The following is a 12,849-nucleotide window of genomic DNA, read 5'->3' on the forward strand; positions in this document are numbered from 1 at the left end:
GATGAGTGCCGGACAGGGTAACATACCGGAAAGTGTTATCGAATCAGTTCTTCAGCAACATGATATCGTAGACACGGTAAGTAAATTTGTACATCTGACCAAGCAGGGCAAATACATGAAGGGTCTTTGCCCGTTTCATTCAGAGAATACCCCTTCGTTTACAGTTACACCAGAACGCCAGATTTTCTATTGCTACGGTTGCGGCAAGGGTGGAAATGCCATCAAATTTAGGATGGAAATCGAAGGATTAACCTTCCCCGAGGCTGTAAAGTCAATGGCAGAAGAAAGTCATATCCCTCTTGGGGATTGGCATGGACGTGATGTTGCGCACCACAATCCGGAAACGGAGCGTTTGCTGCAAGCGAACGAACTAACTGCGAAATTATACCATTATCTACTCAAAAATACGGAGTACGGAAAAGCAGCGATAGAATATCTGCGTGGTCGGGGTATGAACGATAAGGCAATTGATCATTTTCAGATTGGTTATGCTCCTGCAGGATGGAATACACTGGTTCAATTTCTTGAGAAACGTTCTTTCTCACTTTCAGAAATGGAGAAGGGCGGACTCATTTCTTCTCGACATGAAGGCGGGGGATATGTAGACCGTTTTCGAGATCGTATTATTTTTCCTATTAAAAGCAACAGCGGCAAGGTGATTGCTTTTGCGGGACGGACCATGGGAGATGGCCAGCCCAAATATTTAAACTCGCCCGAAACGAGATTATTTAATAAAAGTCGGATCCTCTATAACATGTATGATGCGAAGTCGTCCATTCGAAAGAAAGGGCAGACCATTTTGTTTGAAGGATACGGGGACGTAATCTCCGCGTGGGAGCATGATATTCTTAATGGTGTGGCTGGAATGGGAACCGCATTAACAGAAAACCAAGCACGAATGCTTAAATCACTCAGTGATGAGGTAATTATTTGTTATGACGGTGATAAAGCCGGACAAGCTGCTGCACTCAAAAACTTGCCTATCTTAGAATCCGCTGGTCTTGTCGTAAAGATTGCGCTTCTAACGGATGGACTTGATCCGGATGAATTCATTCGAAAGCATGGCGGTGACCGCTTTACCCATCAAATTATTGAGGGGGCAGTGTCTCCGATAAAATTTAAGCTTATAAACCTGAAGAAAAACCATATACTGCTAGAAGAAGGTGGTCGAATTGCTTATTCAAGGGAGGCCATCAAACTGATAGCTCCCCTCTCTTCACCAACAGAAAGGGAAGTATATCTTCGGGAACTTTCATCTGAAGTAGATGTTGATTTCGAGACCCTAAAGCAGGAATGTAACCTCGAAAGACAACAAATACAAAAAAACGAGCATTTTGGGGATAATATTGATAAAAGGTGGAATAATGGTAGGCAACAAAATAGGCAGATTCCTACACCGAATCTTCTTCCTGCCTATCATGCGGCCGAGAGAAGGCTTCTATCCTGGATGCTTCAAGACGAAGAAGCTGCAAGGTACGTTAACGAACATTTAGGTGAGGCTTTTAACATTAACGATCATGCAGCAATTGCTGCTTATCTATATGCTTATTACGCACAAGGAAAAGCGCCGGATACAGGACTGTTTATGTTATCCCTTCAGGATGATCGATTGGAAAAAACAGTGAGCTCAATCACCATGATGGATGCTCCTGGTCAGTGGGATCAGAGTGCCCTTGATGATTGTATACGAGAGGTTCTTAAATACCCTGTACTCAGGCAGATTGATCAGAAGAAAGAAGAAATGATTGCTGCCGAACGATCCGGAGACTTTTTGCGTGCAGCACAAATTGCAAGTGAGATTATAACCCTAGAGAGACAGTGATTGTTTTTAGCATAGCATGTTTCTAGGGAGGAGGGAGTCGGAATATGGCGAATGATCAGCATACTGAACTAGAGACAGAATTGACGCTGGATCAAGTAAAAGACCAACTGATTGAACAAGGTAAAAAGAGGGCGTCATTAAACTATAAAGAGATCATGGAGAAACTTTCTCCCTTTGATCAAGATCCGGAACAAATGGATGAGTTTTATGAACAGCTCAGTGATTTGGGAATCGATGTAGTGAATGAAAATGATGAGGAGAACCCGCTTCGTCCAAGTGAAGACTCCGAAAACAATGATAGCGATGATTTCCGTTTTGATGATGATTTAAGCTTACCTCCAGGTATCAAAATTAATGACCCGGTGCGTATGTACTTGAAAGAAATCGGCCGTGTTCCACTTCTATCCGCAGATGACGAGGTTGAACTCGCTAAGCGTATTATGAATGGAGACGAAGAAGCAAAACGCCGTCTAGCAGAAGCGAATTTACGACTCGTTGTAAGTATTGCGAAGCGTTATGTGGGCCGTGGTATGCTTTTCCTTGATCTCATTCAAGAAGGTAACATGGGACTAATCAAAGCGGTAGAGAAGTTTGACCATAACAAAGGTTTCAAATTTAGTACGTATGCAACTTGGTGGATTCGCCAGGCGATCACCCGTGCAATTGCCGATCAGGCTCGTACCATTCGTATTCCAGTGCATATGGTAGAAACCATTAACAAATTGATTCGTGTATCTCGTCAGCTCCTTCAAGAGCTCGGACGCGAACCAACACCGGAAGAGATTGCAGCGGAAATGGATCTGAGTGTAGAAAAAGTAAGAGAAATTACGAAGATTGCACAAGAACCGGTTTCACTAGAAACACCGATTGGTGAGGAAGATGATTCTCATTTGGGAGACTTTATCGAGGATCAGGAAGCACTTGCTCCTGCAGATGCAGCAGCTTATGAACTTCTTAAAGAGCAATTGGAAGATGTGCTGGATACGCTGACTGAGCGTGAAGAGAATGTGCTTCGTTTGCGGTTTGGTCTTGATGATGGACGTACAAGAACACTTGAAGAAGTAGGTAAAGTGTTTGGTGTTACACGTGAGCGGATTCGTCAGATCGAAGCAAAAGCATTGCGTAAGCTACGCCATCCAAGTCGCAGCAAACGCCTGAAAGATTTTCTTGAATAGTTGAAATAGTGGGCCTTCTGCTGTGTGATGTGGCAGGAGGTCCTCTTTATTTATAAATAATACGAACAAGTTTTCTTGTTTTTGGAACTAATGTATTGAATTTGCTAATAAACATTATTTTAGCTCTTTTTTTGTCTGATTGCAAATGAGAATGCATTACTGCGAAGGTCCTCTTGGACTGTAAACCAAGTAAATATGGATGGTGTTGTGAAGTGAAATTGTCAAAAAGATTGCAATTATTACATGATCTAATGGACCCGGGGCGGATACTTGCTGATATTGGTTCAGATCATGCTCTTTTGCCGGTAGCTTGTGTTCGCAGCGGTCACGCTGTGAAGGCGATTGCGGGCGAGCTGAACGAAGGTCCATTTGAAGCTGCAAAGAAACAAGTGGCAAGCGCAGGTCTTTCTGCGAAGATTGAAGTGCGCAGAGGTGATGGCCTTGATGTCATCGAACCAGGAGAAGTAGATACAGTTACAATTGCGGGTATGGGAGGAGCGCTGATTGCTGCTATCCTAGATCGGGGCATTCATAGGCTGAAAGGTGTCACTCGGCTTATTCTGCAGCCTAATGTTGGAGAAGATATACTCCGTAAATGGTTATATGAACATGATTTTGTCGTTGAAGCAGAGCGAATTATTGAAGAAGACGGGAAAATTTATGAAGTCATTGCAGCTGTACCCGCTTATTTCTCACATATCGCCAACGATGAGATTTATGAACCAAAATTAATCGGTACTGGAGAAAATGAAATCGAACTGAGCAAGGAAGAACTAATCGCGATGGGTCCTTTTTTAGTAGAACAAGGAGGTCCCGTCTTTATTAAAAAATGGTACTGGGAAATGGACAAGCTAAAACATGTACTAAAATCATTGTCTAACTCGGATCTACCTGCTGCAAGAGAAAAAGCCGAAGAGATTCAAAATAGGTTGAAGCGGATTGAGGAGGTACTGTTATGTATGCAAAAGGACAAACTGTAATTTCATATATGGAACAGCTGGCACCAAAACACTTGGCTGTCCCTGATGACAGGATTGGACTGCAGCTAGGAACGCTCCAGAAAGAAATCAAGAACGTTCTTGTAGCTCTCGATGTAACAGAAGAGGTTATTGATGAAGCTATCCGTGTTCAGGCTGATTTAATTATTGCGCACCATGCGATTATATTTCGGCCATTAAAATCGCTTACTACAGATTCTCCGATGGGGAAATTATATGAAAAGCTAATTAAGCATGATATTGCGGTATACATTAGTCACACAAACCTGGATGTCGCTGAAGGCGGAATTAATGACTGGATGGCTGATGCGATCGGAATACAAAATGGTTTACCTCTTGAGGATTTGCATACAGAAAACTTATATAAACTGGTGGCATTTGTACCAAAGACACATCATGAAAAAGTATTACAGGCTATTCTTGGTGCAGGAGCCGGTGCGATCGGTGATTACAGCCACTGCAGCTTCAATATAGACGGTGTAGGGACTTTTGTACCTGGAGCAGGAACTAAGCCTTTTATTGGCTCAGAAGGTCAAATGGAGCGTGTAGAAGAGGTGCGAATCGAAACGATCGTTCCTGCTTCTGTAAAGAGCAAAGTCGTTCAGGCAATGTTAAAAGCCCATCCATATGAGGAGGTAGCTTACGACCTCTATCATATGGATCTAAAGGGAAGATCATTTGGTCTGGGTAGAGTAGGAAAGTTAGCTGAACCTGTCTCACTGCAGACACTCGTAGATACAGTGAAAGAACAGTTCGATGTCAGTACCGTTCGAGTTGTCGGTGATTTGAATCGTACTGTGAAGAAAGCAGCTGTGCTTGGAGGTTCAGGCAGCCGGTATGTTAATCTCGCCCTATTTAAAGGAGCGGACGTAATCGTAACAGGAGATATCGATTACCATACGGCTCAAGATGCTTTAATGGCAGGCATTGCAATTATTGATCCGGGACATAATATTGAGAAAATTATGAAGCCTAATACAGCCAAATGGCTGCGTTCTAAACTTGAACAGAATCGATATGAAACAAAAGTACATGCTTCCGAAATCAACACAGAACCATTTCAATTTGTGTAAATAGATAAATCCCAGGAATTGTACTTGTATGAAGCAAGAGTTCCGAGTATAATATGTAATGTTGTTTTGGAAAGTTTAACAGACAATCGCTGGTGGCCTTGTTGCCACGAGAGGAAAGTCCGGGCTCCATAGGGCAGGATGCTGGATAACGTCCAGTCAGCGCGAGTTGAAGGATAGTGCCACAGAAATGGACCGCCGATGGCTGGTTTATGCCAGCACAGGCAAGGATGGAACCGAGGTGTAAGAGACCCCGAGGAACGCTGGTGACTTCGTTCCTGGTAAACCCCATCTGGAGCAAGACCTAAAGAGACACAGTCACTTGTGACGGCCTTAGCCCGAGGTGTGTCTAGGTTGGTCGCTTGAGCTGTTCAGCAATGAATGGCCTAGATAGATGATTGTCGCTTGAAGTGGGAGGGTAGTTCCCGTGATACCACGAAGAGTACAGAACCCGGCTTACGGAAAACTTTCCTAACTGACAACAGCTAACATTAACAATGTAGATAATGTAAATACAAACGGCAGTGTTAATCCTCAAAAGGATGACATTCTGCCGTTTTTTTATATTTACATCTATTTTTGTCATTAGGAGACAAACATCCAATCCGATTAGACAGTTTCGAATAGATTATATTATCACAAGAAAAGGAGTTGTTGAGTTATGAATTATCAAGGTCATCACCATATGAAAAAGCATTGTCCAGTCCTGAAGCCAATTGTTTGTGAACCGGTTCATGTTGTGAAAAATCACTATCATAAAGCGATTCAGCCGATTATTCACCCTGTAGAGATCATAAACAAACATCATGTAATTCCTGTACCAAAACATGAATGGGCTGTAGTAGAAAGTGATCAAGAAGGACAAATGGGTAACGTTGGTAATTGCTGCGGTCCAAACCGCCGTAGATAGTACAGATGAAAAAGAGCAGACCAGAGGCTTAGGCTACCTCGTCTGCTCTTTTTTTATTTATGAATGAAACTATTTTACGTATTTTTTTACGGTGTCTTCCATTTTATTTCGTAAGTTCTGCGGCCAGAATTGAAGAGGACTGTCTTTCTTTACATCTGCTCCTGCTTTTTCGAGCGCTTTATATACATCAATTTGTCCATATCCGAAATATTTGTCATATCCTGGATCTCCAAGATCGATGACGCTTGAACGCATCAAATCCATTACCTCTTCATTACTGAGGTCCGGATTAACGGAGCGAATAAGTCCAGCTAAAGCAGCCACATGGGGGCTAGCCATGGATGTACCAGACAGGGCAGCATACTGATTCCCAGGATAGGTGCTTGCGATACTTGCTCCAGGTGCCACCACGTCAACATAATCTCCGTAATTAGAAAAATCAGCTCGTCTCATTGTCGCATCCGTTGCAGATACCGCAAAAACTTCAGGGTAGGCTGCCGGGTACCCTGGGCGTTCTGTATTATCATTACCGGTTGCTGCAACAAGAACGACATCCCGATCATAGGCGTATTTGATAGCGTCATGTAAAAATTCAGCATCCGCATAATTTCCGAGGCTCATATTAATGACCTTTGCACCATGATCAGTAGCCCATATAATCCCTTCAGCTACCGCATAAGTTGTTCCAGACCCGGATGAGTCAAGTACTTTGACCGGCATCACTTTATTGTACCAGGTCATTCCTGCCACACCTTCATTGTTATTCACTTTGGCAGAGATGATACCAGCGACATGCGTTCCATGTCCTACATCATCATATGGTTTTTCTGCTAGGTTAACGACATTAAAGCCTTCCACAAACTGCCCTTCCAGGTCAGGATGATCCAGATCTACTCCCGTATCAACGACTGCAATGGTAACAGTATCGCTTCCCCTAGACAAAGACCAGCCTTTATTAGTCTCTGTTATAGGGAGATTCCATTGGTATCTGGAGAAAAGCAAATCGTTCGGAATATTGCCTGCACGTAAGTTATCATTCGATGTTTCGTTCGTAAGATACAGATAGTTAGGCTCTGTATACATCGGATCCCAGTTTTTCTTAAAGTACGATGCTAAAGCTTCATAGTCGTTATCCTTTGATTTAAATACATAGGTTTCACCCATTTTATGAACATGGTCCACTTTAATTTCTTTCTTAATCTGTTCCATTTTGTCTGTTGAGAGGTTTTTTTTAAAGCGGATTACAATTTCATTCTCATAGTAATGGCTTGCATTTTGGTTGTCATGTCCCGTTTTTACTTCAATTCCTTTTAAAGATCCAGGAAGTACGGATTTCACGTTATATTTCCCTTCTTTTGGATAGGGAATCATACGCAGGTTGCGGCGCTGATGTTCTTCCACAGCGTTAAGAATATGCTGGCTCATCACTGCAACAACTGCATGCTTACCATCTAGGGCAGGCTGACCGACAACAAAGTATTTCTCTTCTCCGAGCAGCATAGAATTAGATTCATAAGACTTATGCTTACGTACTGCTTGTTTAGCTGATTTAATACTGGACTTCAGCTGTTGATTTTTTTCGAGAACAGGTTTTTGTTTGTTTTTCTCTAATGAATAAGATCTGGATGTTGCATCTTCAAGATTCATCCAAATTAGTGTATGCAGCTGATGATGAGAGGACTGGAGCTTATCGATGTACGAAGTAATTTCTGCTTCGTCTGCAACCTTTAATTCTGTGAGCATATTCTGCAAATGCTGCTCTGCATCCATTCGTGACAAACGTTCTGTCGTCTGTACATCCTGAGACTTATATTGCTGTTTCAGCTGCTGTTCTTGTTTTGGAGTAGGTGGTTCAGCGGTGTTGTTCTTATCCTGAGAAGGTAAGAGCAGAGCGATAACCAAGACAAAAGCGGCCGCAATAAGGACCAGGTAAATCCAATTATTTTTCCTCATGTAAACTAAATGCCTCCTGCTATTTTAAGTGGGGTCAGTTCCCTTTAGCGTGAGGAGGAACAGCCTATTTTATACGGATATAACTCGGAAAATCAAAAACTTCATACATGAGTTTATTTAAGTACCGCTTGTTAATATTTTATGATAGGATAGTAGCTGAGAATTATTGGTAACAGTCTGATTCAGAATGCAGATCATTGTACAAGAGGTCTATAAGGACTTATTTCTTTAAGGGGGAACTACCTTTATGTCAGCCAATGTGCAGAAGTTATGTGAATCGGCACGAGAGAAATTGAAACCTGCAATAGAAAAGTTAGAAACGTTTCTGAACGAATATTCACTTGCTCACCTGTCTGCTAATCAAGATGAGGAAACCGTACTATTTTACCAAGGATTTCTTTCTGACTTACGCCATTTGCTAGTGTTTTCTGAGGTTTCTTATGAGAAACTGGGGACCGTGTTACGTCGTGCGAATTTTGACGTTGATTTTGCTGAGAAAGCTCTTTACCATTTGTACCATCAAAGTGTGAACAGCTTCTTCTATCCGAGAAATGAGTGCTATTCGGAAGATGGGCGTTATGCTTATACAGGACAAGATGCAATCCGTTTCCGTGTAAAACCCGTTCGCTCAGCACGTGACATTATTATGGAAATAACCAAAACTTATGAAGAGCTTAGAGATGATCTGAACTATTATGAAAGTGATTATCTGACACAGCGGAGAATGCAAAATCAGCGCAATCATGCCTAAATGTTTACGTTATAATTTTATAAATACAAGTAAAGCCGCCATGTGCGGCTTTTTTATTTTTGAACAATAAAGAAGGGTAAGAGGGCTGTGCATAACCCATTTAGAAAGGGGAAAGATAATAAAGAGGTGATAACAATGAGTGATAAGCCAATTGTAAGATGCAGTGTATCTAACTGTTCCTATTGGGGTGAAGAAAACTTTTGCAAAGCAGATTTAATTATGATCAATATTGATGCCTATGCAACGAAGCACTTGAAAGAAGAATATGCCGGTGAAACCTTTGATTCCGAGCATAAAGATGTAGCTTCTACTTCTTCTGCGACTTGTTGCCATACTTTTAAACCCAAACATTAATTATGGAATTAATGTGCATTACACCTTGCTCGGCAACTACCTTACCTTGCTTAAGCTCTATTGCTTCGGAGGTGCCTGCATCATGACAGATCCAGAAATAAAGCCAGTTAGAGAACGGATTGATTATCCACGCAAGGAGCATGGGCTCAGGCAGCGAGAAGAATATGCAGCTGAGTTAACTTCTCCACATTCAGGCACAAAAGGGTATGAGGGACCGGTGAAAAGTAAAGAAGAGGAAACAAAGACAGAGAGTCTCACCTCTTATCGGATCGGTTACCTTGGACTCGCCATCTCTTTTATCTCTTTATTCGTATGGTCTTTTGTGCTTGGTACGATCGGAATTGTCCTTGGATATTATGCTTTTAAAGAGGGAAGACGAACGGTTGGAGGATGGGCGGTAGGCATCGGAATCGCCGCGCTCTTAAGTTACTCTTTTCTTGTCATGTTCACTTACTATCAGTAAAAAATGTATTGGCAGGCATCTCTGTATTCAGAGTTGCCTGTTTTTGATTTTATAATTATAGTAAAAAACAGGTCTTGGCACTTCTAGTTCATAGCGTTACAATAGAGCATGGACAAAACAATGGGAGGCCATTTATACATGCATATTGATCCGGTGAGGAATACCCTTTGGTATGACTTATCTTCACCTTCTCAGTCGTCGAATTCAGCTTCAAATGACAGCAATCCTGCTGCATCATTTGAACAAGTCTTGGGACAAGTAGGGCAAGTGAGTCCAGAGCAGCCCAGTTCAAGAACGATTCCAAATCGTGAGGATGGACTTTTATGGATGCAACTTGGAAACGGAGCAGTAACAGAGGAGCTGGGGAATGTAAGTGCTGCCCCTGGAACTTCTTCGAATTCTATATCCGCAGCCCATGAAGCGATTTCCACAGATTACGATGCATTAATTAAACAGGCAAGTCTAAAATACGGCGTATCTGAGTCTTTGATCAAAGCTGTTATTGATACGGAATCTTCCTTTAATCCAAATGTAGTATCGAGTGCCGGGGCAAAAGGCCTTATGCAGCTTATGGATGGTACAGCGGCAGGTTTAGGAGTGACGAATGCATTTGATCCTGCCCAAAGTATAGATGCGGGCACAAGGTACTTATCATATCAGCTTCAGCGTTTTAACGGTGAGGAGAAGCTGGCTCTTGCTGCGTATAATGCAGGCCCAGGCAGAGTCGGACGCCTAGGCGTTGATACCGATGAGGAATTGATGACGGTAATGAGCCGTTTGCCGCTTGAAACGCAGCGCTATATTACTAAAATAGAACAGGCCCAGGCGAAATATACTGTCTGATTATTTTATAACTGTATAGATCTGCGAAAAAGATCACATGAGAAGGTCATGGGAATGAACCTTTCTTTCATTGGTCTTTTTGCTTTTTTAATATGAAGAAAGGCCCCTGTGCCTAAGGAGGTGAAACCATTGCTTTATTTTGACTATGCAGCATCAACTCCGCCATATCCTGACGTAATCACAACGGTCAGTGAAGTGATGAACCGACATTATGCGAATGCTTCCTCTATTCATGGATATGGAGAAAATGCTGAAAAATTGCTGAACAAATCACGTGAAGTCTGCGCGAAAACACTGGGTGTCAAAGCATCTGAAATCATTTTCACTTCAGGGGCTACTGAAAGTAATAATATGGCGATTAAAGGGGTTGCTCTGCGCTATCATTCTCGTGGTAAACATATGATAACAACGAAAACAGAACATGCATCGGTATACGAAAGTTTTCGATTTTTGGAGCGAATGGGGTATGATATCACTTATCTGCCAGTGGATTCTAAAGGCCGGGTAAAGGTGGAGGATGTTCTTCATGCAGTAAGAAAAGATACCATCTTGGTAAGCTTAATGCATGTAAATAACGAAACGGGTGCAATTCATCCGGTTGCAGAGATTGGACGCGAACTGAAGAAGCAGCATCCTAAGGTTATTTTTCATGTAGATGGTGTCCAGGCTTTTGGCAAAATAAAGGTAGAACTTACTCACTCTGGGATTGATTTATATAGTATCTCTGCTCATAAAATACGCGGACCCAAAGGTGCAGGACTTCTCTATGTTAGATCAGGTCTCGAACTTGCTCCGCTACTTACAGGGGGTTCCCAGGAAGGGGGAGTTCGGGCAGGAACAGAGAATATTCCGCTGATTGCTGGCATGACGAAAGCCATTCGTTTAGCAGAAGAAAATAGATCTGATCTTTACGCCCGCCTCATACCGCTCAGAGACCGCTTAATGGAGGAAATTCATCGTTATCCCGAATGGGAACTGAACAGTTCTCCTGAAGGTGCGCCGCATATTGTGCATTTCTCTTATCCTGGTATGAAAGCAGAGGTAATATTGCATACACTTGAGCAGCTGGGTGTGGTTGTCTCCACACAGTCGGCTTGTTCCTCCAAGTATACAGAACCGAGCAGGGTGCTTCTGGTGATGGGAAAATCGGAAGAAGCGGCGCGTTCGGGCATACGAATTAGCTTGGGAGATGTTCATACCGAAGAACATATCGATCAATTAATACACGCATTACGGGAAATGAAGAAAAGACTGGTTAATTTTGAAGGGTGGAACCGCTAAGACATGAAATACGATATGCTGCTTCTTCGTTTTGGAGAATTTACGTTAAAAGGTAAGAACCGCAGACGTTTTGAAAAATCAATAAAAAGTCATGTGAAATCGAAGCTTACTGCATACCCCGGAGCTACTATCATAGAAGAATATGGACGGATGTATGTGGGGCTTGGCGGACATGATTATTTAGCTGTAATTGAGGATTTACGAAAAATTTTCGGACTTGTTTCCATCAGTCCTGTCAAGGTAACCACCACAGAACTGAATGAAATCGTAGAAACTTCGCTTGCTTTCATGAAGGAGATGCAGCCTGCCCCGGGTACAACATTTAAAGTGAATGCCAGACGTGTATGGAAAGGATTTGAACACTCCTCTCATGAAATGAATCATCTGGTAGGATCACCTTTGCTGCGTACGTTCCAAGAACTTAAAGTTGATGTAAGAAAACCCGATATCGAACTAAAAATCGAAATCAGGGAGACAGGAACGTACCTCTTTTTCGAATCTTTTTCTGCTGTAGGAGGCTTTCCAAGAGGGACGAATGGCAAGGCAATGATGTTGTTATCTGGAGGTATTGATTCGCCAGTAGCAGCCTGGTCCTCCATGAAGAGAGGATTGGAACTCGAACTTGTTCACTTTTTCAGTTTTCCTTTTACCAGCCAAAAAGCCAAGGATAAAGTCATTGACCTTGCTAGAGTGCTGGCTGGATACTCGGGCGAGATCAAGCTGCATCTGGTACCTTTCACAGAGGTACAAACTTCGTTTACCCAATTGGGACAGGACAATCTGATCATTACTTTAATGCGGCGTTCCATGCTTCGCATTGCAACCATGCTGGCAGAGCGTGAAGGTGCCCTAGCTATTGTTAGCGGGGATAGTCTCGGTCAGGTTGCGAGTCAGACGCTTGGCAGTATGAATGTCATTGGGAGAGCAACGGATCTGCCGCTTCTGCGGCCGCTTGTTATGATGGACAAGATGGAAATTGTGAAAATAGCAGAGGAAATTGGCACCTATGAATTATCCATTTTGCCTTATGAGGACTGCTGTACTTTATTTGTTCCTAAATCCCCGGCAACCAATCCGAATCTTCGGATTGTAGAGAAGTTAGAAGCATCTATTGAAAATTTGTCTGAACTATTAGCACAAGCCGTAGCGAATACGGAAACGATCACGCTTGGAGACGGCAAGGAACTTGAATCCAGCGAGATTGAAGAGGATTGGCTATAAATATAGAT

12 protein-coding genes and 1 other RNA gene are annotated in these 12,849 nt (G+C 42.6%); 12 read left to right on the plus strand and 1 reads right to left on the minus strand.

Annotation, left to right across the window (positions count from 1 at the left end):
* Position 1: 1 nt before the first annotated feature.
* The 6 genes from dnaG (at position 2) to GQY27_RS10725 (ending at position 5,975) form a co-directional block, all read left to right on the plus strand.
* Positions 2-1,822 (plus strand): DNA primase, encoded by a 1,821-nt coding sequence (gene dnaG / locus GQY27_RS10700; RefSeq protein WP_160034143.1) that lies wholly within the window; start codon positions 2-4, stop codon positions 1,820-1,822.
* A gap of 44 nt (positions 1,823-1,866) precedes the next feature.
* Complete coding sequence (gene rpoD / locus GQY27_RS10705; RefSeq protein WP_160034146.1) at positions 1,867-2,997, plus strand: RNA polymerase sigma factor RpoD; 1,131 nt, start codon at positions 1,867-1,869, stop codon at positions 2,995-2,997.
* Between the two features lie 212 nt (positions 2,998-3,209).
* Complete coding sequence (locus GQY27_RS10710; protein WP_160034147.1) at positions 3,210-3,977, plus strand: tRNA (adenine(22)-N(1))-methyltransferase; 768 nt, start codon at positions 3,210-3,212, stop codon at positions 3,975-3,977.
* Complete coding sequence (locus GQY27_RS10715; protein ID WP_160034149.1) at positions 3,953-5,068, plus strand: Nif3-like dinuclear metal center hexameric protein; 1,116 nt, start codon at positions 3,953-3,955, stop codon at positions 5,066-5,068. Before GQY27_RS10710 ends, GQY27_RS10715 begins: the two co-directional genes overlap by 25 nt.
* A gap of 70 nt (positions 5,069-5,138) precedes the next feature.
* An RNA gene (gene rnpB, locus GQY27_RS10720) (RNase P RNA component class A) lies at positions 5,139-5,539 on the plus strand.
* A 187-nt stretch (positions 5,540-5,726) separates the two neighbouring features.
* Positions 5,727-5,975, plus strand: a complete 249-nt coding sequence (locus GQY27_RS10725) for a hypothetical protein (protein WP_160034151.1) — start codon at positions 5,727-5,729, stop codon at positions 5,973-5,975.
* A gap of 69 nt (positions 5,976-6,044) precedes the next feature.
* Here GQY27_RS10725 and GQY27_RS10730 read toward each other — a convergent pair whose 3' ends face one another.
* Positions 6,045-7,928, minus strand: a complete 1,884-nt coding sequence (locus GQY27_RS10730; protein WP_160034153.1) for a S8 family peptidase — start codon at positions 7,926-7,928, stop codon at positions 6,045-6,047.
* A gap of 247 nt (positions 7,929-8,175) precedes the next feature.
* On the opposite strand from GQY27_RS10730, the gene GQY27_RS10735 reads away from it, so the two are divergent.
* The 6 genes from GQY27_RS10735 to thiI all read left to right on the plus strand — a co-directional run bounded on the left by GQY27_RS10735 (position 8,176) and on the right by thiI (position 12,841).
* Complete coding sequence (locus GQY27_RS10735) at positions 8,176-8,679, plus strand: YpuI family protein (protein ID WP_160034155.1); 504 nt, start codon at positions 8,176-8,178, stop codon at positions 8,677-8,679.
* Between the two features lie 135 nt (positions 8,680-8,814).
* The gene (locus tag GQY27_RS10740; RefSeq protein WP_201450717.1) at positions 8,815-9,033 is read left to right on the plus strand and encodes a DUF1540 domain-containing protein; all 219 of its coding nucleotides are present in this window, start codon (positions 8,815-8,817) and stop codon (positions 9,031-9,033) included.
* A gap of 82 nt (positions 9,034-9,115) precedes the next feature.
* Complete coding sequence (locus GQY27_RS10745) at positions 9,116-9,496, plus strand: hypothetical protein (RefSeq protein ID WP_160034157.1); 381 nt, start codon at positions 9,116-9,118, stop codon at positions 9,494-9,496.
* A gap of 138 nt (positions 9,497-9,634) precedes the next feature.
* A complete protein-coding gene (locus GQY27_RS10750; RefSeq protein ID WP_160034159.1) occupies positions 9,635-10,339 on the plus strand; it encodes a lytic transglycosylase domain-containing protein in 705 nt (234 codons plus the stop codon).
* Between the two features lie 129 nt (positions 10,340-10,468).
* On the plus strand, positions 10,469-11,620 hold the full coding sequence (locus GQY27_RS10755; protein ID WP_160034161.1) for a cysteine desulfurase family protein: 1,152 nt from the start codon (positions 10,469-10,471) through the stop codon (positions 11,618-11,620).
* A gap of 3 nt (positions 11,621-11,623) precedes the next feature.
* Positions 11,624-12,841 (plus strand): tRNA uracil 4-sulfurtransferase ThiI, encoded by a 1,218-nt coding sequence (thiI, locus tag GQY27_RS10760; RefSeq protein WP_160034163.1) that lies wholly within the window; start codon positions 11,624-11,626, stop codon positions 12,839-12,841.
* Positions 12,842-12,849 lie beyond the last annotated feature (8 nt).

It is taken from the genome of Paenibacillus sp. An7 (genome assembly GCF_009870785.1).
Classification (GTDB): Bacteria; Bacillota; Bacilli; order Paenibacillales; family Paenibacillaceae; genus Paenibacillus.